General features: G+C 75.3%; 26 protein-coding genes. 22 read left to right on the top strand and 4 right to left on the bottom strand.

Annotation, left to right across the window (positions count from 1 at the left end; translation table 11 throughout):
* Positions 1-21 precede the first annotated feature (21 nt).
* The 12 genes from rpoZ (at position 22) to J2S66_RS18945 (ending at position 14,173) form a co-directional block, all read left to right on the top strand.
* Positions 22-300 carry a DNA-directed RNA polymerase subunit omega gene (gene rpoZ / locus J2S66_RS19000; RefSeq protein ID WP_015103666.1) on the top strand — a complete coding sequence of 93 codons (279 nt, stop codon included), beginning with the start codon at positions 22-24 and terminating at the stop codon, positions 298-300.
* A gap of 32 nt (positions 301-332) precedes the next feature.
* On the top strand, positions 333-1,535 hold the full coding sequence (gene coaBC, locus J2S66_RS18995) for a bifunctional phosphopantothenoylcysteine decarboxylase/phosphopantothenate--cysteine ligase CoaBC (protein ID WP_310308501.1): 1,203 nt from the start codon (positions 333-335) through the stop codon (positions 1,533-1,535).
* Positions 1,536-1,613: 78 nt separating this feature from the next.
* On the top strand, positions 1,614-2,816 hold the full coding sequence (gene metK, locus J2S66_RS18990) for a methionine adenosyltransferase (protein ID WP_310308500.1): 1,203 nt from the start codon (positions 1,614-1,616) through the stop codon (positions 2,814-2,816).
* Between the two features lie 373 nt (positions 2,817-3,189).
* A complete protein-coding gene (locus J2S66_RS18985; RefSeq protein WP_310314901.1) occupies positions 3,190-5,178 on the top strand; it encodes a primosomal protein N' in 1,989 nt (662 codons plus the stop codon).
* Between the two features lie 47 nt (positions 5,179-5,225).
* The gene (locus J2S66_RS18980) at positions 5,226-5,825 is read left to right on the top strand and encodes a 2'-5' RNA ligase family protein (protein ID WP_310308499.1); all 600 of its coding nucleotides are present in this window, start codon (positions 5,226-5,228) and stop codon (positions 5,823-5,825) included.
* A gap of 9 nt (positions 5,826-5,834) precedes the next feature.
* Positions 5,835-7,619 (top strand): gamma-glutamyltransferase, encoded by a 1,785-nt coding sequence (gene ggt, locus J2S66_RS18975; protein ID WP_310308498.1) that lies wholly within the window; start codon positions 5,835-5,837, stop codon positions 7,617-7,619.
* Positions 7,620-7,767: 148 nt separating this feature from the next.
* Entirely contained in the window at positions 7,768-7,935 is a 168-nt protein-coding gene (locus J2S66_RS18970; protein ID WP_310308497.1) for a hypothetical protein, read from the top strand.
* 48 nt (positions 7,936-7,983) lie between these two features.
* Positions 7,984-8,532, top strand: coding sequence for a peptide deformylase (def, locus tag J2S66_RS18965; protein ID WP_310308496.1), 549 nt, complete (start codon positions 7,984-7,986; stop codon positions 8,530-8,532).
* A gap of 112 nt (positions 8,533-8,644) precedes the next feature.
* Positions 8,645-9,574 carry a methionyl-tRNA formyltransferase gene (gene fmt / locus J2S66_RS18960; RefSeq protein ID WP_310308494.1) on the top strand — a complete coding sequence of 310 codons (930 nt, stop codon included), beginning with the start codon at positions 8,645-8,647 and terminating at the stop codon, positions 9,572-9,574.
* Positions 9,571-10,998 carry an RsmB/NOP family class I SAM-dependent RNA methyltransferase gene (locus J2S66_RS18955; protein WP_310308493.1) on the top strand — a complete coding sequence of 476 codons (1,428 nt, stop codon included), beginning with the start codon at positions 9,571-9,573 and terminating at the stop codon, positions 10,996-10,998. Before fmt ends, J2S66_RS18955 begins: the two co-directional genes overlap by 4 nt.
* A 17-nt stretch (positions 10,999-11,015) precedes the next feature.
* Positions 11,016-11,534, top strand: a complete 519-nt coding sequence (locus J2S66_RS18950) for a flavoprotein (RefSeq protein WP_310308492.1) — start codon at positions 11,016-11,018, stop codon at positions 11,532-11,534.
* Positions 11,535-11,593: 59 nt separating this feature from the next.
* Entirely contained in the window at positions 11,594-14,173 is a 2,580-nt protein-coding gene (locus tag J2S66_RS18945) for a helix-turn-helix transcriptional regulator (protein WP_310308491.1), read from the top strand.
* Between the two features lie 25 nt (positions 14,174-14,198).
* Here J2S66_RS18945 and J2S66_RS18940 read toward each other — a convergent pair whose 3' ends face one another.
* A complete protein-coding gene (locus tag J2S66_RS18940) occupies positions 14,199-14,831 on the bottom strand; it encodes an SDR family NAD(P)-dependent oxidoreductase (protein ID WP_310308489.1) in 633 nt (210 codons plus the stop codon).
* Positions 14,832-15,024: 193 nt separating this feature from the next.
* Between J2S66_RS18940 and rpe the strand changes: the two genes are divergently transcribed.
* From rpe to J2S66_RS18905, 7 genes are all read left to right on the top strand, one after another.
* Positions 15,025-15,675 (top strand): ribulose-phosphate 3-epimerase, encoded by a 651-nt coding sequence (gene rpe / locus J2S66_RS18935; protein ID WP_371320750.1) that lies wholly within the window; start codon positions 15,025-15,027, stop codon positions 15,673-15,675.
* Between the two features lie 14 nt (positions 15,676-15,689).
* Positions 15,690-16,694, top strand: a complete 1,005-nt coding sequence (ribD, locus tag J2S66_RS18930) for a bifunctional diaminohydroxyphosphoribosylaminopyrimidine deaminase/5-amino-6-(5-phosphoribosylamino)uracil reductase RibD (protein ID WP_310314898.1) — start codon at positions 15,690-15,692, stop codon at positions 16,692-16,694.
* 10 nt (positions 16,695-16,704) lie between these two features.
* On the top strand, positions 16,705-17,316 hold the full coding sequence (locus tag J2S66_RS18925; protein WP_310308488.1) for a riboflavin synthase: 612 nt from the start codon (positions 16,705-16,707) through the stop codon (positions 17,314-17,316).
* Entirely contained in the window at positions 17,313-18,587 is a 1,275-nt protein-coding gene (locus J2S66_RS18920) for a bifunctional 3,4-dihydroxy-2-butanone-4-phosphate synthase/GTP cyclohydrolase II (protein WP_310308486.1), read from the top strand. Before J2S66_RS18925 ends, J2S66_RS18920 begins: the two co-directional genes overlap by 4 nt.
* Positions 18,584-19,063 carry a 6,7-dimethyl-8-ribityllumazine synthase gene (gene ribH / locus J2S66_RS18915; RefSeq protein ID WP_310308485.1) on the top strand — a complete coding sequence of 160 codons (480 nt, stop codon included), beginning with the start codon at positions 18,584-18,586 and terminating at the stop codon, positions 19,061-19,063. The genes J2S66_RS18920 and ribH overlap by 4 nt, the downstream gene beginning before the upstream one ends.
* Before the next feature lie 8 nt (positions 19,064-19,071).
* Positions 19,072-19,500: a PH domain-containing protein gene (locus J2S66_RS18910; protein ID WP_374726207.1), complete on the top strand. Its 429-nt coding sequence runs from the start codon at positions 19,072-19,074 to the stop codon at positions 19,498-19,500.
* A gap of 130 nt (positions 19,501-19,630) precedes the next feature.
* Complete coding sequence (locus J2S66_RS18905) at positions 19,631-20,968, top strand: M20/M25/M40 family metallo-hydrolase (protein ID WP_310308482.1); 1,338 nt, start codon at positions 19,631-19,633, stop codon at positions 20,966-20,968.
* A gap of 42 nt (positions 20,969-21,010) precedes the next feature.
* On the opposite strand, the gene J2S66_RS18900 is transcribed toward J2S66_RS18905, so the two are convergent.
* Genes J2S66_RS18900 through J2S66_RS18890 form a run of 3 tightly spaced genes read right to left on the bottom strand, consistent with a single transcriptional unit; the run spans position 21,011 to position 24,055 of the window.
* Positions 21,011-21,973 (bottom strand): helix-turn-helix transcriptional regulator, encoded by a 963-nt coding sequence (locus tag J2S66_RS18900; protein ID WP_310308481.1) that lies wholly within the window; start codon positions 21,971-21,973, stop codon positions 21,011-21,013.
* A 43-nt stretch (positions 21,974-22,016) separates the two neighbouring features.
* Positions 22,017-22,499: a hypothetical protein gene (locus J2S66_RS18895; protein ID WP_306749187.1), complete on the bottom strand. Its 483-nt coding sequence runs from the start codon at positions 22,497-22,499 to the stop codon at positions 22,017-22,019.
* A gap of 2 nt (positions 22,500-22,501) precedes the next feature.
* Positions 22,502-24,055: a helix-turn-helix domain-containing protein gene (locus tag J2S66_RS18890; protein WP_310308480.1), complete on the bottom strand. Its 1,554-nt coding sequence runs from the start codon at positions 24,053-24,055 to the stop codon at positions 22,502-22,504.
* Between the two features lie 265 nt (positions 24,056-24,320).
* Between J2S66_RS18890 and J2S66_RS18885 the strand changes: the two genes are divergently transcribed.
* The 3 genes from J2S66_RS18885 (at position 24,321) to J2S66_RS18875 (ending at position 25,936) form a co-directional block, all read left to right on the top strand.
* Positions 24,321-24,812: a hypothetical protein gene (locus J2S66_RS18885; RefSeq protein ID WP_310308479.1), complete on the top strand. Its 492-nt coding sequence runs from the start codon at positions 24,321-24,323 to the stop codon at positions 24,810-24,812.
* Positions 24,813-24,888: 76 nt separating this feature from the next.
* Positions 24,889-25,281, top strand: a complete 393-nt coding sequence (locus J2S66_RS18880) for a Rieske (2Fe-2S) protein (RefSeq protein ID WP_310308478.1) — start codon at positions 24,889-24,891, stop codon at positions 25,279-25,281.
* Between the two features lie 172 nt (positions 25,282-25,453).
* The gene (locus J2S66_RS18875; protein WP_310308477.1) at positions 25,454-25,936 is read left to right on the top strand and encodes a Rieske (2Fe-2S) protein; all 483 of its coding nucleotides are present in this window, start codon (positions 25,454-25,456) and stop codon (positions 25,934-25,936) included.
* Positions 25,937-26,009 lie beyond the last annotated feature (73 nt).

Raw genomic sequence — 26,009 nt, 5'->3', positions numbered from 1 at the left:
CAACCGCAGGAGCGTTGACGAGTGACCACGCACACCGAGCTGGGCCCGCTGTCGGGTTCCCCGGAGGGCATTACCAACCCGCCGATCGACGACCTGCTGGAGCAGGTCAGCTCGAAGTACGCGCTGGTGATCTACGCGGCCAAGCGGGCGCGGCAGATCAACGACTACTACGCGCAGCTCGGCGAGGGCCTGCTCGAGTACGTCGGCCCGCTGGTCGAGCCGGGCCCGCGCGAGAAGCCGCTGTCCATCGCGCTCCGGGAGATCCACGCGGGCCTCCTCGAGCACACCGAAGGCGAGTGACCCGGGCCGAAGGTGCCCCCGACCGTCCCAGGGTGATCCTCGGGGTGGGCGGGGGCATCGCCGCGTACAAGGCCTGCGAGGTGCTGCGCAGGCTCACCGAGTCGGGCCACTCGGTGCGCGTCGTGCCCACCGACGGGGCGCTCAGGTTCGTCGGGGCCGCCACGTTCGAGGCGCTGTCCGGGCAGCCCGTGCAGGCCGGCGTGTTCGAGGACGTCCCCTCCGTGCCGCACGTGAAGCTGGGGCAGACCGCCGACCTGGTCGTCGTCGCCCCCGCCACGGCCAACCTCCTCGCCAAGGCCGCCCACGGCCTCGCCGACGACCTGCTCACCAACACGCTGCTCACCGCGCGCTGCCCCGTGCTGCTGGTCCCGGCGATGCACACCGAGATGTGGGAGCACCCGGCCACGCGGGCCAACGTGGCCCTGCTGCGCTCGCGCGGCGTCGTCGTCGCCGAACCCGCCAGCGGGCGGCTCACCGGCGAGGACACCGGCAAGGGCAGGCTGCCCGAGCCCGCCGAGATCGTCGAGCTGGCCCGGTTGCTGCTGGCGCGCCCCGACGCGCTGCCGCGCGACCTGGAGGGCCTGCACGTCGCCGTGTCCGCCGGCGGCACCCGCGAGGCGCTCGACCCCGTCCGCTACCTGGGCAACCGCTCGTCCGGCCGGCAGGGCTGGGCGCTGGCCCGGGTGGCCGCCCAGCGCGGCGCGCGCGTCACCCTCGTCGCCGCGCACACCGCCGACCTGGTCACCCCCGCGGGCGTCGACCTGGTCCGCGTCGGCTCCGCCGCCGAGCTGCGCGACGCCATGCACGCGGTCGCCGGGACCGCCGACGTGCTCGTGATGGCCGCGGCCGTGGCCGACTTCCGGCCCGCCGCCCTCGTCGAGCACAAGATCAAGAAGACCGACCGCGACCCCGACCCCGTCGCGCTCACCCGCAACCCCGACATCCTCGCCGAGCTCGTCGCCGCACGCCGGCCCGGGCAGGTCGTGGTCGGGTTCGCCGCCGAGACCGGCGACGCCACGACCGGCGTCCTGGAGTACGGCCGGGCGAAGCTCGCGCGCAAGGGCTGCGACTGGCTCGTCGTCAACGCCGTCGGCGACGGCCGGGCGTTCGAGGTCGAGGACAACGCCGGGTGGCTGCTGTCCGCCGACGGCGCCGAGACGCCTATCCCGCACGGGTCGAAGGCGCAACTGGCGTCCGCTGTGTGGGACGCCATCCGCCCGCGTGCGGAACTTTGAGGCTTCGCCGGCCGAACGCTCAGTAAGCTTGGCAAGCTTGGGGTCCGTACCCGAGATCCAGACCAGTTAGGGAGTGCCGTGAGCCAGCACAGCAGCAGGCTGTTCACCAGTGAGTCGGTGACCGAGGGGCACCCCGACAAGATCAGCGACGCGATCAGCGACTCGATCCTGGACGCCCTGCTGGCGAAGGACCCCCGGTCGCGCGTCGCGGTGGAGACGCTGGTCACCACCGGTCAGGTGCACGTCGCGGGTGAGGTGACCACCGAGGCGTACGCGGACATCCCGTCGATCGTGCGCGAGAAGATCGTGGAGATCGGCTACGACTCGTCGGCGAAGGGCTTCGACGGCTACTCGTGCGGTGTGAACGTGGCGATCGGCTCCCAGTCGCCGGACATCGCCCAGGGCGTGGACACCGCCTACGAGGAGCGCCTGGGCGGCGCGTCGGACGACATCGACAGGCAGGGCGCGGGCGACCAGGGCCTGATGTTCGGCTACGCGTGCACGGACACGCCGGAGCTGATGCCGCTGCCGATCGCGCTGGCGCACCGCCTGTCGCGCCGGCTGACCGCGGTGCGCAAGGACGGCACGGTGCCGTACCTGCGCCCGGACGGCAAGACCCAGGTGACCATCGAGTACGCGGGCGACCAGCCGGTCCGGCTGGACACGGTGGTGGTCTCCACCCAGCACGCCGACGGCATCGACCTGGAGAAGCTGCTGGGCGTGGACGTCCGCGAGCACGTGGTCGCCCCGGAGGTCGCGTCCCTGGGCCTGGACACCTCCGACGTGCGTCTGCTGGTCAACCCGACGGGCCGGTTCGTCATCGGCGGTCCGATGGGTGACGCGGGCCTGACCGGCCGCAAGATCATCGTGGACACCTACGGCGGCATGGCGCGGCACGGCGGCGGGGCGTTCTCGGGCAAGGACCCGTCGAAGGTGGACCGCTCGGCGGCGTACGCGATGCGCTGGGTGGCGAAGAACGCGGTCGCCGCCGGTCTGGCGACCCGGATCGAGGTCCAGGTGGCCTACGCGATCGGCAAGGCGGCACCGGTGGGCCTGTTCGTGGAGACGTTCGGCACGGAGACGGTGGACCCGCTCAAGATCCAGCAGGCGATCACGGAGGTGTTCGACCTGCGCCCGGCCGCGATCATCCGGGATCTGGACCTGCTGCGCCCGATCTACGCGCCGACGGCCGCGTACGGCCACTTCGGCCGCACCGACGTGGACCTGCCGTGGGAGGGCACCGACCGCGCGGACGCCCTCCGCGCCGCCGCCGGCGCCTGACCACCCCGCGAGTCGTAAGTCCAAGACCCGCGAGTCGTAAGCCCAGGACCCGCGAGTCGTAAGCCCAGGACCCGCGAGTCGTAAGTCCAAGACCCGCGCTTCCGGATCGACCGGCCGTCGAGCCGCCGCAGGGGTCCCCGCCGGGGCCCCTGTTCGTCATGCCCGTGATCACCTGATCGTGATCTTGCGTCAGTCGAACACAAGTTCGATACTGTTCTCATGGCCCACTCACCGCAGCGCCGAGCCCCCGGTCTCCTCGCCTCCCCCTCCGCCACCTCGCCGTGTCGCAGGTCGGCCTGCGTGCGGGACGGTCCGGGCACAGCCACCCGGGTCGAGGACCGCCGGACCGGTCTCTGGTAGACCTCCACCCGTGGTGGCGGGCAAGGCGAGCGCAAGGCGCGGGGAGCGGGTTCCCGCCGCCTCGCTACCGGTTGCCCGCGTGTCCGTCGACGTGCCGTTGGCGCACCTCGACCGGCCGTTCGACTACCAGGTGTCCACCGAGCAGGACGCGGACGCGGTACCCGGCTGCCGGGTCCGGGTGCGGTTCGCCGGGCAGTTGGTCGACGGCTACCTGCTGGAACGGGTCGAATCCTCCGAGTACGGGCGCAAGCTCACGTTCCTCGACAAAGTCATCTCGCCTGAACCGGTGCTCTCGCCCGAGGTGGCGGAGCTGGCGCGTGCCGTGGCCGACCGCTACGCGGGGTCGTTGATCGACGTGCTGCGGATGGCCGTCCCGCCCCGGCACGCGCGGGTCGAGGCGAAGCCGTCCGGCGAGCCGGCGCCCGTGCCGGACGCACCACCGGACGCGGGGTGGGCGCGGTACCCGTTCGGACCCAACCTGCTCGACGCGTTGCGGTCCGGCCGTGCCGCGAGAGCGGTGTGGCAGGCGCTGCCGGCCGAGGACTGGCCGGCGCGGGTGGCCGAGGCGGTGGCCTCCGTGGCGAGCACGGGCAAGGGCGCGCTGGTGGTCGTGCCCGACCACCGCGACCTGGCCAGGCTGTACGCGGCGTGCGCGGCGCTGGTCGGCGAGGCCGGCGTGGTGTCGCTGTCGGCGGACCTCGGGCCGTCCGAGCGGTACAAGCGGTGGCTGGCCGTGCGGCGGGGCGCGGTGCGGGTCGTGGTCGGCACGCGCGGGGCGTCGTTCGCGCCCGTGCACGACCTGGGGTTGGTCGCCGTGTGGGACGACGGCGACGACCTGCACACCGAGCCCCGGATGCCCTACCCGAACGTGCGGGACGTGCTGGTGCAGCGTTCCCACCTGACGGGGGCGTCGCTGCTGGTCGGCGGGTTCGCGCGGACCGCCGAGGCACAACTGCTGGTGGACAGCGGCTGGGCGCACGAGGTGGTGGCCGCGCGGGAGACCCTGCGTGCGGTGGCGCCCCGGGTGGCCGCGGTGGGCGACAACGACTGGCAGGAGGTGAAGGACCCGGCGGCGCGGTCGGCGCGGCTCCCGTCCATCGCCTTCGACGCGGCCCGGGCGGCGCTCGCGGCGGACACCCCGGTCCTGATCCAGGTTCCCCGGCGGGGGTACGTGCCCGCCCTGGCGTGCGGTCAGTGCCGGGCGCCGGCCCGCTGCCGCCGCTGCGCGGGTCCCCTGGCCCTCCCCGGCGGCACCCAGGACGGGGTGCCGAGGCCCGCCTACTGCCGGTGGTGCGGCGCCACCGAGGCGGCGTTCCGCTGTCCGGCCTGCGGTTCCCGGCGACTCCGCGGGCAGGTCATCGGCGCCCGCCGCACGGCGGAGGAGTTGGGGCGGGCGTTCAGCGGCGTCCCGGTCCGCACCTCGGGCGGGGACGAGGTGCTGTCCACCGTCCCGAAGGGCTCGTCCCTGGTCGTCTCGACCCCCGGCGCCGAACCGGTGGCGGAGGGCGGCGGGTACGGCGCCGCCCTCCTCCTCGACGGCTGGGCCCTGCTCACCCGCGCCGACCTCAGGGCCTCCGAGGAAGCCCTGCGCCGGTGGATGACCGCCGCCGCCCTGGTCCACGAGGCCGGCCGGGTGGTCGTCATCGCCGACTCGTCCCTGGCCCCGGTCCAGGCGCTGGTCCGCTGGGACCCGGTCTGGCACGCCCGCCAGGAGTTGGCGGCCCGGGGGGAACTGGGCTTCCCGCCGGCGGTGCGCATGGCCACCGTCGACGGCTCACCGGAAGCCCTGGCCGGCCTCCTCGGAGAACTCCGCCTGCCGGCCTCGGGCGAGATCCTGGGTCCCGTCCCCCTGGCCGACGACCGGGAACGCGCCCTGGTCCGGGTGCCCAGGACCGAAGGCCGGGCGCTGGCGGCCACGCTGAGCGAGGTCCAGGCCATTCGCAGCGCCCGCAAGGAGCCGGAGGCCGTCCGGGTCAAGCTCGATCCCCTGGAAGTGCTCTGACCGGGTGGACCGTGGCGGTCCGGCGGCGGAAGAGGTGGTCGTGGCCGGTGGTCGGTGGGACGATGCGGCCCGTGGAGGACCTGGGCTGGGCGGATGAGACGGCGGTGATCGTGCCGGTGCCCGCCGCCGACCAGGTGGTCGGGCGGTACCGGCGGCGGCTGGACCACTCGGCCGCGTGGGGAGTGCCGGCGCACGTCACCGTGCTCTACCCGTTCGTGCCGCCCCACCTCGTCGACGCCCTCGGGGTGGTCGAGGTGCTCGGCGGGCTGGTCGAGGAGGTCGAGGCCTTCGAGTGCGCGTTCCGGCGCACCGCGTGGTTCGGGGAGGACGTGCTGTGGTTGGCGCCCGAGCCCGCGTCGCCGTTCCGGCGGCTGACCGAGGCGGTGTGGGGGAGGTTCCCCGAGTGCCCGCCCTACGGCGGCGCGGTCGCCGAGGCGGTCCCGCACCTCACCGTCGGGAGCACGCCGGTCGGTGACGTGGCGGCGCTGCGGGACGCCGAGCGCGAACTGGCCGGGGCGCTGCCGTTCCGGGCGGAGATCGGGCAGGTCCGGCTCATCGCGGGCGGCGACCGGCCCGACTCGTGGCGGACGGTCGCGGAGTGGGACTTGCGACCTCGGAGGGTGCACAGCCCGTCCGAGGTGGAGTAGAAGGAAACGATGCCCCGGTCGACTGTCGCAAGCGTCCTCGCATCCCTCCTCCTCGTCCCGCTCGTCACGAGCCCCGCCCACGCCGCGCGGGAGGCGCCGCGCCTGCCCGAGGCGGTGGGCGCCGGCGGGGTGGTGTCCAGTGTCGACCCCGACGCCTCGCAGATCGGGATCGACGTGCTCCGGCGCGGCGGCAACGCGGTGGACGCCGCCGTGGCCGTCGCGGCCGCGCTCGGGGTCACCGACCCGTTCTCGGCGGGCATGGGCGGCGGCGGGTTCCTCGTCCACTACGACGCCCGGACGCAGCGGGTGTCCACGCTGGACGGTCGGGAGACGGCGCCCGCGTCGGCCGACGCGGACCTGTTCGTCGAGGACGGGGCCGCGATCCCGTTCGCCGAGGCGGTGACCAGCGGGTTGTCGGTCGGTGTGCCGGGGACTCCCCGGTTGTGGCAGCGGGCGCTGCAGCGGTGGGGCACCTACTCGCTGGACCGGGCGCTGCGACCCGCGGAGGACCTGGCGCGGCGCGGGTTCACGGTGGACGCGACGTTCAACCGGCAGGTGACGGACAACGCGGCGCGGTTCGCGGACTTCACCTCGACCCGCGCGCTGTACCTGCCGGCCGGCGCGCCGCCCCCGGTCGGCAGCACGTTCCGCAACCCGGATCTCGCCGACACCTACCGCGAGCTGCGTCGGGACGGCGTCGACGCGCTGTACCGGGGCGCGGTCGGGCGTGACCTGGTCGCGGCCGTGCGGCAGCCGCCGGTCGTGCCCGGCGCGACCCGCGAGGTGCGGCCGGGTGACCTCACCGCCGCCGACCTGCGCCACTACGACGCCCCGCGGCGCGAACCCGGCCAGGTCCGCTACCGCGGCCTCGACGTGTTCGGCATGGCGCCGCCCTCCTCCGGCGGCACGACGGTCGGCGAAGCCCTCAACATCCTGGAGACCACCGACCTGGGGGCCGAGTCGCCCGTGCAGTACCTGCACCGGTTCCTGGAGGCGTCCCGGCTGTCGTTCGCCGACCGCAACCGCTGGGTGGGCGACCCCGCCTTCGCCGACGTGCCGACCCGCGAGCTCCTCTCGCAGCGGTTCGCCGACAGCCGGGCCTGCCTGATCGACCCGACCAAGGCGCTGACCAGCCCCGTCGCCCCCGGTGACCCGCGCAACCCGGTGCCGTGCGGAACGAGTGGCGAGCCGGCCGCGACCCCGTACGAGGGCACGGACACCACGCACCTGACGGTGGCCGACCGGTGGGGCGACGTCGTCGCGTTCACGCTGACCATCGAGCAGGAGGGCGGCAGCGGCATCGTGGTGCCCGGCCGGGGGTTCCTGCTGAACAACGAGCTGACCGACTTCTCCTTCACCCCCGTCACGCCCGGGGTGCCCGACCCGAACCTGCCCGGTCCCGGCAAGCGGCCGCGCTCGTCGATGTCGCCGACGATCGTCCTCGACCACGGCGAGCCGGTGCTGGCCCTCGGTTCGCCGGGCGGCGCGAGCATCATCACCACCGTCCTCCAGGTGCTGACCGGGCGCCTGGACCGCGGTCAACCGCTCGTGCAGGCCATCGCGGCGCCGCGCGCCTCCCAGCGCAACACCGTGAGCACGCAGGCCGAAGCCGCCTTCCTGGCCGCTCCCGAGGCCCAGTCGCTGCGCGACCTGGGGCACCGCTTCACCTCGTCGCGCGAGATCGGTTCCGTCACCGCCGTGGAACGCCTGCCCGACGGCCGGTGGCGCGCGGCCGCCGAACCGACGAGGCGTGGCGGCGGCGCGGCCCGCGCGGTCCGGCCCTCACGCCCCTGACCGGTCGACGGCGGTCGCCCGGCGGCGGTCGGTGGTGTCGCACGCGGGCCTCATCCCAGGGGATGAGGCCCGCTCGCTACTCCGAGTGGACGCACGCGCAGGCCCGGAGAGGAGAACCTGGAGGCACGAACGAGACGAGGAGCCGGCGATGACCACCATCCCGATGACCACCAGGCAGATGACCACCAGGCCGACCACCCGCGGGGCGACCGGCCACGGGACGACGGCGCGCGCGGCCACGGCGGCCCGCTTCCTCGGCCACTTCGCCGCCGCCCTGGTCGGGGTCGCCTTCCTCGGCCGTGACCTGGAGCACTGACCCCGCTTTCGTAGACTGGGCGGCCGAGGCCCAGTGCGAGGAGAGCGCGTGACCGTCCAACCGATCCGGCTGTTCGGCGACCCGGTGCTGCGCACGCCCGCCGTCGAGGTCACCGACTTCGACGCGGAGCTGCGCAAGCTGGTCAAGGACCTGTGGGACACGATGAGCGAGGCCGGCGGCGCCGGGATCGCGGCGCCCCAGCTGGGCGTGGGGCTGCGGGTGTTCACCTACCACTGCGACGGGTTCGCCGGCCACCTGGTCAACCCGACGTTCGACGTGGTCGGCGACGAGTACCAGGACGGTCCGGAGGGCTGCCTGTCCATCCCCGGCATGTCGTGGGACTGCCGCCGCCACCGCCAGGTCGTGGCCCGCGGCTTCACCATGCACGGCGAGCCGGTCGAGGTCGAGGGCACGGACCTGCTGGCGCGCTGCATCCAGCACGAGGTCGACCACCTGGACGGGGTGCTGTTCCTGGACCGGCTGGACGACGCGACGCGCAAGGAGGCCATGCGGGCCATCCGGCAGCAGTCGTGGTTCGACGGCGGGATGCCGACGATGAAGCAGTCGCCGCACCCGTTGTTCGGCGGGGCGAGCTAGCCGGGGAACGCTCTCCTAGACTTGTCGTCTGTCCCGACGCTAGGAGAGTGCGTGTTCGTCCAAGCCAGTCCGCGGTACCGCCGGAGCCACCTGCCGTCCGGAGGGGCCTGACATGCGCCTGGTCTTCGCGGGCACGCCCGAACCGGCGCTGCCGTCGCTGCGCGCCTTCCTGGAGTCCGACCGGCACGAGGTGGTGGCCGTGGTCACCCGGCCCGACGCGCCGGCCGGTCGGGGCCGCCGGGTCGAGCGCTCGCCGGTCGCGGCCCTGGCCGACGAGCACGGCATCGAGGTGCTGACCCCGCCCAAGGCGGGTGACCCGGCGTTCCTGGCGCGGCTGCGCGAGCTGGCGCCCGACCTGTGCCCGGTCGTCGCCTACGGTGCGCTGCTGCCCGAGTCCGCGCTCGCCATCCCGACCCACGGGTGGGTGAACCTGCACTTCTCGGTGCTGCCCGCGTGGCGCGGCGCGGCGCCCGTGCAGGCGGCCGTGCGGCACGGGGACGACATCACCGGTGCGACGACGTTCCGGATCGTGAAGGCGCTGGACGCGGGTCCCGTGTTCGGCGTGGTCACCGAGCGGGTGCGCGAGCGCGACACGGCCGGTGACCTGCTCGGCAGGCTCGCCGAGTCCGGCGCGAGGCTGCTGCTGTCCACTGTGGACGGGATCGCGGACGGCACGCTGCGGCCCGTGGAGCAGCCCGAGGAGGGCGTGAGCCACGCCCCGAAGGTGACCGTGGACGACGCGCGGCTGGACTTCTCCACGCCCGCCGCGGCGCTGGACCGGGTGGCCCGCGCGGTCACCCCGGACCCGGGCGCGTGGGCGGAGTTCCGCGGTGAACGGCTCAAGCTCGGCCCGGTGACCCCGGTCGAGGCGGACGACCCGCTCGCGCCCGGCGAGGTCCGGGTGGAGCGCACGCGCGTGCTGGTGGGCACGGCCACCGGACCGGTGGCGCTGGGTGACGTGCAGGCACAGGGCAAGAAGCGGATGGCGGCCACCGACTGGGCGCGCGGCGTCCGGGTCGAGGCAGGGGAGCGGATCTCATGACCCAGCGTTCATCACGGCCCTCGCGCCCCGACCGGCCCCACCCGCCGCGCCGGCGGACCGGCCCGGCGCGTCCCCCGGTGGAGGACCCGGCCCGCCAGGCCGCGCTCGACACGCTGCGCGCGGTGCGCCAGCGCGACTCCTACGCCAACCTCGTGCTGCCCGGTCTGCTGCGCGACCGCCGGATCACCGGGCGGGACGCGGCGCTGGCCACCGAGCTGACCTACGGCTCGCTGCGCGCCCAGGGCCTGCTGGACGCGGTGCTGACCAGCTGCTCCGACCGCCCGCTGTCGGAAGTGGACGGGGCGGTGCTGGACGCGCTGCGGCTGGGCGCCTACCAGTTGCTGCGCACCCGCGTCCCGGCGCACGCCGCGGTCGCCTCGACCGTGGACCTCGTGCGCGCGGCGATGGGGTCCGGCGCGGCCGGGTTCGCCAACGCCGTGCTGCGGCGCGTCACCGCCCAGGACGAGCAGGGCTGGGTCGACGAGGTCGCGCCCGACGAGGAGACCGACCCGATCGGCTACCAGGCGATGGCCAACGCCCACCCGCGGTGGATCGCGCAGGCGTTCGCCGAGGCGCTGGGCAGCCGCGGCGAGCCGCTGCGGGACGCCCTGGTCGCCGACGACACCAGGCCCGCCGTGCACCTGGCGGCGCGGCCGGGCCAGTGCAGCTCGGACGAGCTGGCCGCGATGACCGGCGGCGACGTGGCCCCGTACTCGCCGTACGGGGTGCACCTGGAGCCGGGGTCGGGCGACCCGGGCGACCTCGACGCGGTGCGCGAGCGGCTCGCCACCGTGCAGGACGAAGGCAGCCAGCTGTGCGCGGTGGCGTTGACGAAGGCCCCGCTGGAAGGGCCGGACGAGCGCTGGCTGGACCTGTGCGCGGGGCCGGGTGGCAAGGCCGTGATGCTGGCCTCGCTGGCCACCCTGTCCGGCGCGTCGCTGGACGCGGTGGAGAAGGCGCCGCACCGCGCGGACCTGATCCGCAAGGCCGCGGGCGACCTGCCGATCGCGGTGCACGTCGGCGACGGCCGCGAGTCGGGGCTGCCGGCGGGGTCGTTCGACCGGGTGCTGGTCGACGCGCCGTGCACGGGCCTGGGCGCGCTGCGCAGGCGGCCGGAGGCGCGGTGGCGGCGGCAGCCGTCGGACGTCGCGCCGCTGGCCCGCCTCCAGCGCGAGCTGCTGACGGCCGCGCTGGAGCTGGTGCGGCCCGGCGGGGTCGTGGCGTACGTGGTGTGCTCGCCGCACCTGTCGGAAACGGTCGGCGTGGTCGCGGACGTGGCCCGGCGGACCGGCGCGGAACGGCTGGACACGCGGGAGTTCTTCCCCGGTGTGCCGGACCTGGGCGACGGGCCGCAGGTGCAGCTGTGGCCGCACCTGCACGGCACGGACGCCATGTTCTGCGCCCTGCTGCGCCGACCCGCGTGACGGTGGGCGGCGGTCCGGTGAGCGGCGGTCCGGCGGGCGGTCGCCCGGTGGTCGGTCTGGTCGCGTCGGCGGCCGGCGGGGTCGAGCGGTGGCTGGCGGACGGGCTCGCCCGGCCGCTGGCCGAACGGGGGTGGCGGGTGGCGATCACGGTGACGCCCACCGCCGCCCGGTGGCTCGAACCCCACCTGGACGCCCTCCGGGCCACGACCGACCTGCCGGTGCGCTGGACGTCCCGCCTGCCGACCGAGCCCAAGCCGCACCCGGTGCCCGACGCGTTCGCGTTCGCCCCGGCCACGGCGAACTCGCTGGCCAAGCTCGCCCTCGGCATCGGCGACAACCAGGCGCTCACGGTGCTGTGCGAGGGCTTGGGGCGCGGCACCCCGGTGGTGGTGCTGCCGCAGCTGTCGGAGGACCAGGCCGGCCACCCGGCGCACCGCGGGCACCTGGCCGTGCTGCGGTCCGCGGGGGTGGTGCTCGCCGCCGACCTCGCGGCGGTGCTCGCGGAACTCGACCGGGTCGCACGGCCCCGCGGGTGAGGGGCGCGGCGCGGGACGGGTGAATTGACAGTCGGTCGAGGCGCGTAGCAGGCTTGATCGTGTCGAATTTGCACGGCCGGGATCGTGAGTGGGCTTCGGTTCTCCGCTTCCTGTCCGCCCCCGGTGGCCTGCTGGCCATCGACGGCCCGCCGTGCTCCGGCAAGACGCTCCTGCTGCACGAGGCGGTCCGCGCCGCCCGTGACCGCGGCTACTCCGTCGTCCTGGTCGCCGGCGAGCACCTGGCGGGCTCGGCCGACGTGGCTCGCGCCCTGGAGCGCGTCGGGTTCGACCGGGGCGCGCGCCCGCTGATCGCCGTCGACCAGGCGCACCGCGACCCGGCCGCGGTCCTCGCGCTGTTATCCCACCTGGGGGAGCCCCGGGTCACGGTCCTGCTCGCGCTGTCCGGCGCGTTCGCGGGCGCCGAGGTGCGGCGCGCGGTGGCCGCAGCCGGGGAGGTGCTGCCGCTCGGACCGGTCGCCGACGACGTGGTCGAGGCGCTGGTGCGGAGCCGGCTCGACGCCGTGCCCACCGCCGAGCTGGCCGCGCTCACGGCCGCCGCCGGCGGCAACCCGCGCCTGGTCGCCGAGCTGGTCGCCGGGTTGCGGGAGGAGGGGCAGCTGGAGGTCCGCGACGGCGTGGCCCGGCTGCACGGCGGGTGGCTGCCGCAGCGGGTGACCGCCCTGGTGCGCGGGCAGGCCGACGTGCTGTCCGCCAAGGCCACCCAGGTGCTGCGGGTCGCCGCCGTGGTCGGCAGGTCGTTCCGGCTCGCGGACGTGGCCACGATGGTGGGCGAGACCACGGGCGCGCTGCTGCTCGCGGTGGACGAGCTGCTGGCCTCGGGCCTGGTGGTGTGCGTCGACGAACGGCTGGGCTTCGCCTCCGAGCTGGTGTGGCGCGCCGTGGTGGAGTCGGTGCCGGCCTCGGTGCTGCACGCCCTGCGGCACGACGCGGCGGTGCTGCGGGCGGTGCTGGGGGACGTGTCGCGCGTCGAGGAGGCGCCGTGCGCCGAGGAGCAGCCGGCGGAGGACGCGGACCGCGACCAGGTGGCCGTGCGCGGCGTCCGCGCGCTCGCCGCGGGCGGCAGGCTGGGGTCCGCCATCGCGCTGGCCCGCGACAGCCTCGCCGGCCGGGTGTACGCGGGCGGGGCGGCCGAGCTGCGCGTGGTGCTGGCGGGCATCCTGCTCGCCGACGGGCGCCCGGCCGACGCGGCGACCGAGCTGGAGCACGCGCTGGTCACCACCGGGGTCCCCGGCCCGCTGCGCAGGCTCGCCGCGGCGGGCCGCCTGCTGTCGCTGTACTTCGCCGGCGGCAGCCGGGCGGGCGCCCACGCCCTGTCCGTGCTGACCTCCCGCGACCGGGAGCCCAGCGACGCCGACGTGGTGATGGCCGCGACCGTCCACTCGTGCCTGGAGTGGAGTTCCGGGAACCTCGCCGAGGGTGTGTACTGGGGCCGCCAGTCGACCCGCTGGGAGGTGGACCGGCCCACCGCCTGGTGGCAGTCGCAGTCGGCGGTGTCGTTCGCGCTGAAATTGTCCGCGCTGGGCGAGTTCGACGACGCCGAGCGCCTGGTCCGCGACGACCGCCCGGCCGGGGAGGACCCGGCGGGCGAAGGTCCGGCCGGGGGAGGTCCCGACGAGGATTCCGGCGGCGCTCCCCCGGACGAGGCGGTGATCGGCGGCGCGTCCGCGGCGCGCACCATCGCGCGGGCGAGGGTGCTGACCCAGGCGGGCCGGCTCGGACCGGCCGGGGCGGCCGCGCGGGCGGGACTGGCGGAGGCGTGCGACCGGGGTCTGCGGCTGCTGGTGCCGCTCGCCTCGACGGTGCTCGCGACGGTCGCGGTCCTCCGCGGCGAGGTCGCGGTGGCGGCCGAGCACGTGCGCCGCTACCGGGGCGACCTCGCGGCGGGCGAGGCGGTGCTGCACTCCGGGCAGTACGACTGGGTGGAACTGCTCGTCGCGCACGCCCGGGGCGGACCGGGCCGGGCCGTGGAGCTGGCCGGGCGCCGGGTGTCCGACGCGGACGCGGCGCGGCGGATGCTCGTCGAGGAACCGGGCGCGGCGGCGTGGCTGGTGCGGCTCGCGCTCACGGTGGGCGACAGCGGCCTCGCGGGTGACGCCGTGGGCGCGGCCGAGGACCTGGCGGCGGACAACCCGGGGTTCACCGCCGTGTCCGTGGCCGCCGGGCACGCCCGCGCCCTGCTCGACCGGGACGTCGACGGCCTGCTGGAGGTCGCGGACCGGCACCGCCACCCGTGGGCCAGGGCCACCGCCCACGAGGACCTGGCCGTGCTGTTCGACGAGGCCGGCCGCACCGAGCGGGCCGCCGCGCACGCCGCGCTCGCCCTGGCCGCCTTCGAGCGGATGGGCGCGGACGGCGAGGCGCAGCGGCTGCGCCGGGGCCCCGGCCGCGCAGGGGTGGGCGGTGCCGGCGCGACGGACTGGCAGCGGCTGTCCGAGCCGGAACGCGACATCGCCCGGCTCGTCGGCGCGGGCCTGACCAACCGGCAGGTCGCCCGGCAGCTCTACCTGTCCCCGCACACGGTGAACTACCACCTGCGGGGCATCTTCCGGAAGCTCGGCATCAGCTCGCGGGTCGAGCTGGCGCGGCTCGCGCACGAGCAGGAGACCTCGTCGGTCTGACCGGACGGGTCACGAGCCCGGCGGGTCAGGCGCCCAGCGCGTCCGACACCGGGTCGCCCAGCAGGAACCGCACCTCGTCCGCGACCCGGCGCACGTCGGAGGGCGCGACCACGGCGCAGTGCACGCCGTGCGCCGCGACCTCCACCGCCAGGCACTCGGTGTAGGCGATGGCCGCCGCGCGCGACGCCACGTAGGCCGAGATCCCCGACCGGGGCACGGCCACGGCGTGCGCGGGCACCATCACGATCGTCCCGTGACCGCGCACGACCATGCGGGCGGCCACCGCGCGCGAGGTGTTGAACACACCGTCCACGTTGACCGCGAAGCTGCGCGCCCAGTCCTCGTCGGTGATCGACAGCACCGGGCCGGGGCGCAGCGCGCTCGCCACGGCCACCAGCGCGTCGATGGCCCCGAACTCGCGCTCCACCTGGTCGACCAGGGCGTCGACGGCGGCGCCGGAGGCCACGTCCACCTGCCTGCCGGCGACCCGCACCCCGGCGGCGTGCAGCTGTTCGACGAGGTCGGCGAGCCGCGCGCCGTCGCTGTCCACGGCCGCCACCAGCACGCCCTGCCGGGCCAGCACCTCGACGACCTCGCCGCCCAGCGGCGAGCACGCTCCGGTCACCAGCGCGACCCGGTGCCGCGATTCGGCGTTCATCCCCAAGCTCCCAGTTCCTGCCCCCGCCCGAAGGTAACGGCCACCACACCCGGGGGGAACTACCCGCGTGAGTAGTCGGGCGACATCCGGTCGGCGCACCGGATTCCACGATCGGGTGGCGGGTGGGACGTGCCTCCCGGCGCGGCGGCGGGGGCGCGGAAGCCTAGACTCACGAGCCGTGGTCCACCAGCCGATGATCGCCCCGAGCATCCTGTCCGCCGACTTCGCCCGACTCGCCGACGAGGCCGCCGCCGTGGCGGGCGCCGACTGGCTGCACGTGGACGTCATGGACGCGCACTTCGTGCCGAACCTGACCATCGGCCTGCCGGTGGTGAAGTCGCTGCGCGCCGCCACCGACCTGCCGCTCGACTGCCACCTCATGATCGAGGACCCGGACCGCTGGGCCGTCGGCTACGCCGAGGCCGGCGCCCACAACGTGACCGTGCACGTGGAGGCCGCCGCCGACCCGGTGCGGCTGGCCAAGGACCTGCGGGCGGCGGGCGCGAAGGCCGGCCTGTCGCTCAAGCCGGGCACCCCGCTGGCGCCCCACCTCGACGTGCTCAAGCACTACGACACGCTGCTGGTGATGTCCGTCGAGCCCGGTTTCGGCGGGCAGGGCTTCATGCCCGAGGTGCTGGACAAGGTCCGCGAGGCGCGCCGCCTGGTCGACACCGGCCACCTGACGCTGCTCGTGGAGATCGACGGCGGCATCAACGCCGACACGATCGAGCAGGCCGCCGAGGCGGGCGTCGACTGCTTCGTGGCCGGGTCGGCCGTGTACGACGCCGCCGACCCCGGCGCCGCCCTGGAGCGGCTGCGCGCGCAGGCGGCCCGCGCCCGGTGAACGTCGAGGAGGCGATGGCGCGGGCGATCGCGGCGAGCGAGCGGGTCCGCGGCACGACCAGCCCCAACCCGCCCGTCGGGTGCGTGCTGCTCGACGCCGGCGGCGCGGTCGTCGGCGAGGGCGCCACGCGACCGCCGGGCCGGGCGCACGCCGAGGTCGTCGCCCTGGCGCGGGCCGGCGAGCGGGCCCGCGGCGGCACAGCCGTCGTGACGCTGGAGCCGTGCGCCCACCAGGGCCGCACACCGCCGTGCGCGAACGCCCTGCTCGACGCCGGTGTGGCCCGCGTCGTGCACGCCGTGGCCGACCCCAACCCGCGGGCCGCCGGTGGGGCGGACGTGCTGCGCGCCGCCGGTGTCGAGGTCGTCGGCGGCGTCCTGGCGCGGGAGGTGGCGCGGGGGCCGCTGCGCGCCTGGCTGCACTTCGCCCGCACCGGCCGCCCGCACGTGACCTGGAAGTACGCGGCCACCCTGGACGGCCGGGTCGCGGCCGCCGACGGCACCAGCCGCTGGATCAGCTCCCCCGAGTCCCGCGCCGAGGTGCACGAACTGCGCACCAGGGTCGACGCGGTCGTGGTCGGCACCGGCACGGTCCGCACCGACGACCCGCGACTCACCGCGCGCGGCCCGGACGGCGTGCAGTATGGGGGGCGCCAACCGCTGCGGGTCGTCGTCGGGACCAGCGACCTGCCGCCGGGGGCCCGTGTCCTGGACGACGAGGCGGAGACCGTGCACCTGCGCACGCACGACCCGGACGTCGTGCTCGCCGAACTGGCGGCACGCGGCGTGGTCGACGTGCTGCTGGAGGGCGGCCCCACGCTGGCGGGCGCGTTCGCGGGGGCGGGGCGCGTGGACCGCGTGCTCGCCTACCTCGCGCCCAAGTTCCTCGGGGACGGACCACCCGCACTGCGGGACGCCGGGGTGTCGACCGTCACCGACGCCGTGGGTTTGGTCGTGGAGCAGGTCAGTATGTGCGGACCGGACGTGCGGGTCTCCGCAGTCGCGTCCGGCGCCGCGCGCTAGAGGAGGAACGGTGTTCACGGGGATCGTCGAGGAGTTGGGTGAGGTCGTCGCCGTCGCCGACCTGCCGGACGCGGCCCGCGTCACCATCGCGGGCCCGCTGGTGACCAGCGACGCCAAGCACGGCGACTCGATCGCGGTGAACGGCGTGTGCCTCACCGTGGTCGACGTCGAGGGCGGCGCGTTCACCGCCGACGTGATGCGCGAGACGCTCACCCGCAGCAGCCTGGCCAAGGTCGCCGAGGGCGACAAGGTCAACCTGGAGCGCGCCGCGGCCGTCGGCCAGCGGCTGGGCGGCCACATCGTGCAGGGCCACGTGGACGGCACGGGCGCCGTGCTGGCCAGGGAGAAGGCCGAGCACTGGGAGGTCGTCCACATCGGACTGCCGCCGCGGCTGTCCCGCTACGTGGTGGAGAAGGGCTCGATCACGGTGGACGGCGTGTCGCTGACCGTCGTGGACGTCTCCGAGACCGAGTTCTCGGTGAGCCTCATCCCCACGACGCTGGAGCTGACCACCCTCGGCCGGCGCTCGCCGGGCGACACCGTCAACCTGGAGGTGGACGTGGTCGCGAAGTACGTGGAGCGCCTCGCCCAGCCCCACCTGCGCGCCGAGGAGACCAGGTGAAGGACTTCGCCGACATCGAGCGGGCCGTCAAGGACATCGCCAGCGGCCGACCGGTCATCGTCGTGGACGACGAGGACCGCGAGAACGAGGGCGACCTGATCTTCGCCGCCGAGAAGGCGACGCCGGAGCTGCTCGCGTTCATGGTCCGCTACACGTCCGGGTACGTGTGCGTGTCGCTGACCGAGGCCGACTGCGACCGGCTCGACCTGCCGCCGATGTACCACACGAACCAGGACCAGCGCGGCACCGCCTACACGGTGACCGTCGACGCCCGCGAGGGCGTGTCCACCGGCATCTCGGCCGCCGACCGGGCCCACACGATCCGGTTGCTGGCCGACCCGGCCTCGACGGCCCGCCACTTCAGCCGCCCCGGTCACGTGGTGCCGCTGCGCGCCCGCGACGGCGGCGTGCTGCGCCGCCCCGGGCACACCGAGGCCGCCGTCGACCTGGCCCGCCTGGCGGGGCTCTCGCCGGCCGGCGTGCTGTGCGAGATCGTGTCGCAGAAGGACGAGGGCGACATGGCGCGGCGCGACGAGCTGGAGGTGTTCGCCGCCGACCACGACCTCGCGCTCATCAGCATCGCCGACCTGATCGCCTACCGGCGGCGCGTCGAGACCCAGGTGGAGCGGGTCGCCGAGGCCCGCATCCCGACCGTGCACGGCACGTTCACCGCGGTCGGCTTCGACAGCAAGCTCGACGGCATCGAGCACGTCGCGTTCGTCTGCGGCGACATCGGCGACGGCGAGGACGTGCTGGTCCGCGTGCACTCCGAGTGCCTGACCGGCGACATCTTCGGCTCGCTGCGCTGCGACTGCGGTCCGCAGCTGGACGCCGCGCTGGAGGCGGTCTCGGCGCAGGGGCGCGGCGTCGTGCTCTACATGCGCGGTCACGAGGGCCGCGGCATCGGCCTGATGCACAAGCTCCAGGCGTACCAGCTCCAGGACGGCGGCGCGGACACCGTGGACGCCAACCTCGCCCAGGGCCTGCCCGCCGACGCCCGCGACTACGGCACCGGCGCGCAGATCCTGTGCCGGCTCGGCGTCAAGTCGATGCGGCTGCTGACGAACAACCCGGCCAAGCGCGTCGGCCTGGAGGGCTACGGCCTGACCGTGCTCGACCGCGTGCCGCTGCCGATCTCGCCCAACCCGGAGAACCTGCGCTACCTGCGCACCAAGCGCGACCGGATGGGCCACGAGCTGCACCAGCTCGAACAGTACGAGGCGCTGGGCCAGGGCGGCGCGGTCGTGTCCACCACCGAAGGAGCGGAATGAGCGGCGAAGGTCGGCCCGAGGCCGACGTCCCGGACGCGGCGGGCCTGAGGCTGGCCGTCGTGGCCACGCGCTGGCACGCGAAGATCACCGACAACCTGGTGGCCCGCGCCCTGGAGGCGGCGGCGGGGGCCGGGGTGGCCTCGCCGACCGTGGCGCGCGTCGCGGGCGCCGTCGAGCTGCCGGTGGTGGCCCAGGAGCTGGCCCGCACGCACGACGCGGTGGTGGCGCTGGGCGTCGTCGTCCGCGGCGGCACCCCGCACTTCGAGTACGTGTGCGACGCGGTGACGGCGGGCCTGACGCGGGTGGCGCTGGACGAGTCCACGCCCGTCGGCAACGGCGTGCTCACCACCGACGACGAGGAGCAGGCCCTGGCCCGCGCGGGGTTCGCGGACTCGGTCGAGGACAAGGGCTTCGAGGCGTGCGTGGCGGCGCTGGACACGGCGCTCGTGCTGCGCGGGCTGCGGGCGGGGACGTGAGCACCGCCGTGGCCGTCGAGTTCCGCCCGAAGAAGATCCGCCTCGTCGCCGTGACCTGCGCGGTGTTCCTGGTCGCCTCGTTCACCGTCGTCGGGCTCCTGCTCGGGGACACGCCCACCGGCGTGATCTTCCGGACCTCCGACCAGGTGGCGATGATCTGCCTGGGCGTGCTGCTGGCGTGCGGGGCGCTGCTGCTGGCCCGGCCCAGGGTGCGCGCGGACGCCGAGGGCATCGAGGTCCGCAACGTCGTCACCGCGCACCGCTACGCGTGGTCGGACGTGCTGCACGTGTCCTTCCCGGACGGCGCGTCCTGGGCGCGGCTGGAGCTGCCCGACGACGAGTACGTGTCCGTCATGGCCGTGCAGGCGGTGGACCGCGAGCACGCCGTCGCGGCCGTGCGGGCCCTGCGCGAGCTGCACCGCGCCGCCACCCCGTAGGCCGCGCGACCCGGCCGCGCAACCCCTGGTCGACGTGGTGCCGTTGGCGGATTCCGTGTCCGCCAACGGCACCTTGTCCGCTTCGCGACCCCTGCCTACGTTCGGGTGGTCGACGAACCAGGGGGCGCACATGCGCAGACGTTCACTCCTCACCGGTGCCGCCGCGGCGGCGGGCGCGGCCGTGCTCGGCCTGAACCCGGTCGCCCGCGCGCAGCGGCCCGGCGCCTCCGACCTGCCCGACCTGGGGCTGGGCGACCTGCCCGTGGTGGGCCGGGTGCGGGCCCGCCGGGCGATGGAGCACCTGCGGGTGCTCAGCGACCGGATGGGCCTGCGCATCGGCGGCACCGAGTCGGAGCACCGGGCCCGCGACTACCTCGCGGACGTGCTGCGCGACCTGCGCTACCAGGTGACGCTCCAGCCGTTCGCCGTGCCCGACAAGTACCTGTCCACGCTGGTCGTCGGCGGGGACACGTGGCACGCGGCGGCGTCCCGCTCCGGCGCGCTCGGCGTCACCGCGACCGGTCCGGTGCGGGAGCTGGACCCGGCCGCGCCGCTGCCCGACGACCTCACCGGCGCGATCGTGCTGCTGGTCAACGTGCCCACCGGCTCGACCGCGGTGCTCGACGCCGCACGCCGGGGCGCGGCGGCCGTGCTCGTCGGCCGCGTCCCCGTCCCGCCGGCGGGCAGGACCGGCGCGTTCTCCCCGGCGCTGACCGGGGCCGTCGCCGTGCCGGTGCTCGGCGTCGCCCAGGTGCACGTGGAGCGGCTGCGCGCGGCCGGTCCCGTCACGATCACCGTCACCACCACCCACCACACGGGCCTGACCTCGTACAACGTGATCGCCGACCGGCCCGCGACGTTCCCCGGCCGCGACCGGGGCGTGGTCATGGTGACCGCGCACTACGACACCGTGCCGGGCTCGCCGGGCGCGAACGACGACGGCAGCGGCACCGTGCTCGCGCTCGAACTGGCCCGCGTGCTGCGCCACCTGCCGACGCGGCGGGCGCTGCGGTTCGCGCTGTGGGGCTCGGAGGAGCAGGGCCTGCTCGGGTCGCGCCACTACGTGGGCGGACTGCCCGCGGAGGAGGCGGCGCGCATCGCCGGCGTGTTCCAGAACGACATGGTCGCCACCAGCCACGGCCCGGCCACCGCCTACTGGCTGCTGTCGGTGGACGGCGGCGACAACGCCACCACCGCGCAGGTCGCCGCCGCCGCGACCCGCCTCGGCTACGGCTCCCGCGTCCACGGCCCCGTGGCGCGCGGCAGCAGCGACCACGTGCCGTTCCACGAGAAGGGCATCGCCGCGGCGAACTTCAGCTGGCGCGGTGAGGGCGGCCCGCACGAGCTGGAACCGCTCTACCACACGCCCGAGGACACGATCGCGCAGAACGTGAGCCCCGAGCGCCTCCAGGTGTCGCTGGAGCTCATCGGCGCCGCCGCCTACCGCCTGGCCTGCGCCCGCTCCTGACCGCGACCGGTCCGGGGACCGCGTGACGCCGGCGGCCGACCCTCACCCGGGGCGGTCGCCGGCCGCCCGCAGCAGCCGGGCCGCGTGGGACCGGAGGTGCTCGCGCAGCTCCTCCGGTCCCTCCACCTCGAAGTCGACGCCGATCATGGCGATCCACAGGACCACCTCCTCCAGCGACGGCGTGCCGACCGTCAACCGGGTCCGCCCGTCGTCGATGCGCTCCAGGTGCACCGACGTCATCGACGTCCGCGCCGCCACCACGTCGTAGGGCGCGTGCATCACCAGCCGCGCCCGGTGCTGGTAGGGCGCCACGGACAGCTGCCGCGACACGTACGACGCCAGGTCCTCCGCCGGCGGCTCGCGCGGCGGGAACCGGGCGCCCGGCGCCGGCTCGCCCTCGATCCGGTCGACCCGGAACGTGCGCCAGTCCTCCTTGTCCACGTCCCACGCCACCAGGTACCAGCGCCGACCGGTGTGGGCCAGGCCCAGCGGCTCGACGTGCCGCCTCGTGCCGCCGTCGCGCCCCGCGTAGGGGAACCGCAGCCGCCGGCGGTCGCGGCACGCGCCGGCGATGGCGGTGAGCGTGCCGGAGTCGACCCGCGCCACGGTCGGCGTGAGCGCCACCGTGTGCTGCCCGAGCGCGTTCACCCGCCGCCGCAGCCGCGACGGCAGCACCTGCTCCAGCTTCGCCAGCGCCCGCACCGACGTCTCCTCGATGCCCGCGACCGTGCCGTTCGCGGCGGTCCGCAACCCCACCGCCACGGCCACCGCCTCGTCGTCGTCCAGCAACAGCGGCGGCAGCTCGGCGCCCGCGCCCAACTGGTAGCCGCCCGACACGCCGGGCGCCGCGTTCACCGGGTAGCCGAGGGTGCGCAGCTTGTCCACGTCCCGCCGCACGGTCCGCACGTCCACGCCCAGCCGCGCCGCCAGGTCCGGCCCGGTCCAGTCGCGGCGGACCTGGAGCAGCGAGAGCAGCTTCAGCAGCCGGGCCGAGGTCTCCAACATGCCGCCGAGTCTGCCGGCCATCGCGGACGACGACCGTCCTCGATCAGCCGCGTGCCGCGCCCTCCGGCCACACGACCACCACCGGCACCCCCGACGCGCGCGCCGTCTCCACCACGTCCGCCGTGCCGCCCCGGCCGTCGGGCGGCTGCCCGTCCCACACCGCGACCAGCAGCTCCACCGACGCGAGCATCCGCTCGTTGGCCATCACGTACGCGTGCCGCCCCGACAGCTCGTTCGGCAGCACGCTCACCACGTGCGCCCGCGCCAGCAGTTCGTCGTAGGCGGCGCGCTTGTCCGGCTTGAGCCGGTCCCGGTAGTCCGTCGCGGGCAGCACGACCTCCACCCGCCCGCCCAGGTCCAGCACGACCCGCGCGAACAGCTGGTCCGCGCCGGGCGCCAGGCAGGTCACCCCCACGAGGGATGACCCGCCCGCCGCCTCGGCCTCCAACGCAGCGCGGATCGCCGCGCTCACCGCGTCGACGCAGTCGGGCACCAGTTTGCTGTGCCCGGTGATCCCCACCCGCATCACTAGGCCGTCCGCAATCCCCGGATCGCCTCGCGCGCGTCGCGCACGACCGGCAGGTCCCGGTGTCGCTCCGCCTCCTTCGCGAAGTCCTGGAGCTTGCGCACGACCCGCCCGGACGCCAGGCCCGCCGCGGTCGGCACCACCTGCTGGATCAGCCCGCACGCCTCCTCGGGCTCACCCGCCACCATCATGGTGCGGGCCAACCCGATGACGTCGAACGCCCGGTTGCGCACCCGGGCCGGGTCGCGCAGGTCCAGCGCCCGCCTGATGTGCTGCTCGGCCCGCGGCGCCTGCTTCGGGTCGTGACCCGCCAGGTCCCGCATCCGGGCGCCGATCACGCCCTCCAGCTCCGCCTCGTCGAAGCTGTGGAGCCACCACGGCTCCGAGCCGTCCCGCCGCTGGGCGAAGCTGTCCTGCGCCTGCCCGACCGCCCGGTGGAACTCTCGCACCTGACCCATCTGGGCGTAGGCCCACGCCTCGCGGGTCAGCAGGAGCGCCTGCAACGTCGGGGTAGCCGTGCGCCGGGTGCCGTACTGACCCAGCTGCACGAGCTCCAGACCGTCCTCCGGGCGGCCCAGGTCGAACATCTGCCTCGCCATCGCCGCCAGGCACAGCGCGGCGAACGGGTCGTTGCGCCCGGCCTTGGCCATGCGCACGCCCAGCACGTAGTACCGCTGCGCCGCGTCGTGCATGCCCGCGTCCCAGGACATGCTCGCCGCGACCTTGGACAGCTCCGCGCCGATGAAGAAGGCCCGCTCCGTGGTCGGACCCGCCGGCGCCCGCGACAAGCGCTCGGCCAGTTCCTCCAACTGGCCGAGCACCGCCTTGCGCGCCAACCCGTACCCGCCCCGCCCGCCCCACCCGCGCAGCCCGTCGGCGACGCGTTGCAGCGCCACCAGCTCCTCCTCGCTGATCGCCGCGCTGGACGACCACTTGGACAGGGGCTGCAAGGGGTGGAGCCACTTCTGCAACGGCTCGACCAGTGCGGGTCCCATTGCCACCGCGGCAGCTCCGGTGAGCGCCGCTCGTCTGCTGATCGCCAAGTCGTTCCTCGCCGTCTCCTCGACCGATCTGGCAATGCTCGACGCGTCCCACGCCGCGGCGAGCACATCGGGCGGGGCACCACGGTCGGGGCCCGCCTGGCTTGGGATTCCGACGCGGTCGAACCACAGCCGGTCGCCGGGGACGCCGAGCACCCGCGCGAAGTGCCGCAGGCGGTCGATCCGGTCGATCGGGTTCTCACCGGTCTCGTACCGCGACAGCTGTGCTTGGGAGACTCCCAGCCAGGACGCCATGCGGTCCTGGGTGACGCGGCTGACGTGCTGGGGGTGGTGCCGGTAGGCGGCGAGGAGGGCGCCCATGTCCCGGTCGGCGAACGCGGCGGCCATGGCCTCGTGGTCCCAGAAGTCCCCCGGGACCTCGGGCGGTCCGTAGAGCTCCGTGCGCGCGGTGCGCCGGCACCGCTGGCAGAGGCGGTCGGTGTTGTCGGCGGCGATCCACGCCCCGCACGACGGGCATGCGCGCCTGGTACTGGTACTCCGAGCTCTCCGGTCCATGGCTCGCTCCCGTCACTGAGCGTGGTCACCAGCATATATAGATGTGATCGGGAGTCCATGCATCCGGTGCATAAGACGCGGTAGACCCCCCATTCGGCCGCGTGTGACACCGCGTGCCGGATGAGCGTCATCCATCCGGTGCATGTGTCCTACCCGAGACGGGTGTGGTGACCGGCCCCGATCGCGCCGACCCTGCGTGTGTGCAGGCCGGGCAGACCCCGCGGCCCGCGGACCACCCGCTCCACCCGACCGGGAGGAACCCACGATGAGCGTCACCGCCGCCACCACCGCAGACAACGGCCCGCGCTTCGGGCCCCGCGACCGCGCGCACCAGCAGGCACTGGGTGAGGCCATCGCGGGCTACCGGCTGCTGGGCTGGAAGGTCTCCGTCACCGAGCAGGGCGTGTTCCTGCCGCTGGGGCCCGCCACCACCGCGCTGGCCATGCCCGCCCGCATCGGGTCCCGGGTCCTGGCCGACCTCAAGGCCCGCATGCTCGCGGGTCCCGTCACCGTGATCCCCGGCCCGCGCGAGCACTGGATCTTCCTCGCCGAACTGGTCGCCCTGCTGCCCACGCACCTCAAGGCGCCCGCCGAGGTCCAGTTCGTCCGCTCGCCGCAGCGCATCGCGCTGCCGCCCACCATGACCCGCTACGGGTCGCTGAGGTGGGCGAACCCGCCGTCGCACTCGCGGCACTGGTTCCCGCCGTTCACCGCGGTCCTCGCCCTCGCGCGCTCGGCGGTCGCCCAGGACCGCTGACGGTCCCGTCACCCGCCGCGGGTCCCCACCGGACCCGCGGCGTCGCCGAATCCACCGGATGGGTGAAGATGGAGGTGTGGACCGACGGACGCTGCTGTGCGGACTGCTCGCCCTGACCGCCTGCGGCACCGGGGGAGCGACCCGCCGCCCCGGTGCCGGCTCCGCCCGGCCGGGTGACCGCGTCGCCGCGCTCGCCGACGTGCCCGTGGGCTCCGGCGCCCTGGTCGACGTCGGCGCTGATGGCCGGTTGCTGCTGGTCAGGCCGTCGGAGTCGGAGGTGCGCGCGTTCGACCCGGCGTGCCCGCACCAGGGCACCGCGGTCAACCCGCCGACGGCGGGCGTGATCACCTGCCCGACGCACCGCAGCGCGTTCGACCCGTCGTCCGGCGCCGTGCTGTCCGGCCCGTCGCCGAAGGGCCTGGCCGAGGTCGCGGTCACCGTGTCCGGCGGCGACGTGCTGCTCGCCTGACGCGCGCCCACCCGTGCCGCCCCGCCTGGGCCGCCCGCCGTTGCCCGAACGTGTTGCTTTCCTGAAGAACACCCGGCGCTCCCCGGGATGTTGAACCCCGCTTCACGTGGTGTCGTATTGCCTGTGTGATCCGAACGACCACCACCACCCACCACGTTGCGGAGGACCTGTCGTGAGTTCCGTGGAGCAAGCAGGGCTGTCCCGTCGCTCGATGCTGTGCGGCGTGCTGGTCGCGCTCGCCGTGCCCGGCGGGCTGGCCGCGTGCGGCGGCGGCGAGCCCGCGTCGACCGGCGGCGCCACCACCGGCGGCGGCACCACGGGTGGCGCGGGCACCCCGACCGGTGCCGCCGGGGGCGGGCAGGCGAGCATCATCGCCCTGGCCGACGTGCCCGACGGCGGCGGCGCGATCGCCGGCAACCCGGCGACCAGCAAGCCGCTCGTCATCGTCCGCACCGGCGACGCGGTCACCGCCTACGACGCCGCCTGCCCCCACCAGGGCACCGCCGTGGCCCCGCCGGAGAACGGCGTGATGACCTGCCCGGCCCACGGCAGCCGGTTCAACGCCTCCGACGGCGCGGTCACCAAGGGCCCGGCGACCACGGGCCTCACCGCGGTGCCCGTCACCGTCCGGGACGGCCAGGTCGTCCTCGCCTGACCCGCGCCCCGCGCCCGGCGGGGCGGCCCACCCCGGGCCGCCCCGCCTAGCAGACGCACTGACCTGCGCGGGG

Origin of the sequence: Saccharothrix longispora (genome assembly GCF_031455225.1) — a bacterium.
GTDB classification, from domain to species: domain Bacteria; phylum Actinomycetota; class Actinomycetes; order Mycobacteriales; family Pseudonocardiaceae; genus Actinosynnema; species Actinosynnema longispora.
The sequence above is the reverse complement of the archived record's forward strand: the minus strand, read 5'-3'. Positions and strand labels throughout refer to the sequence as shown.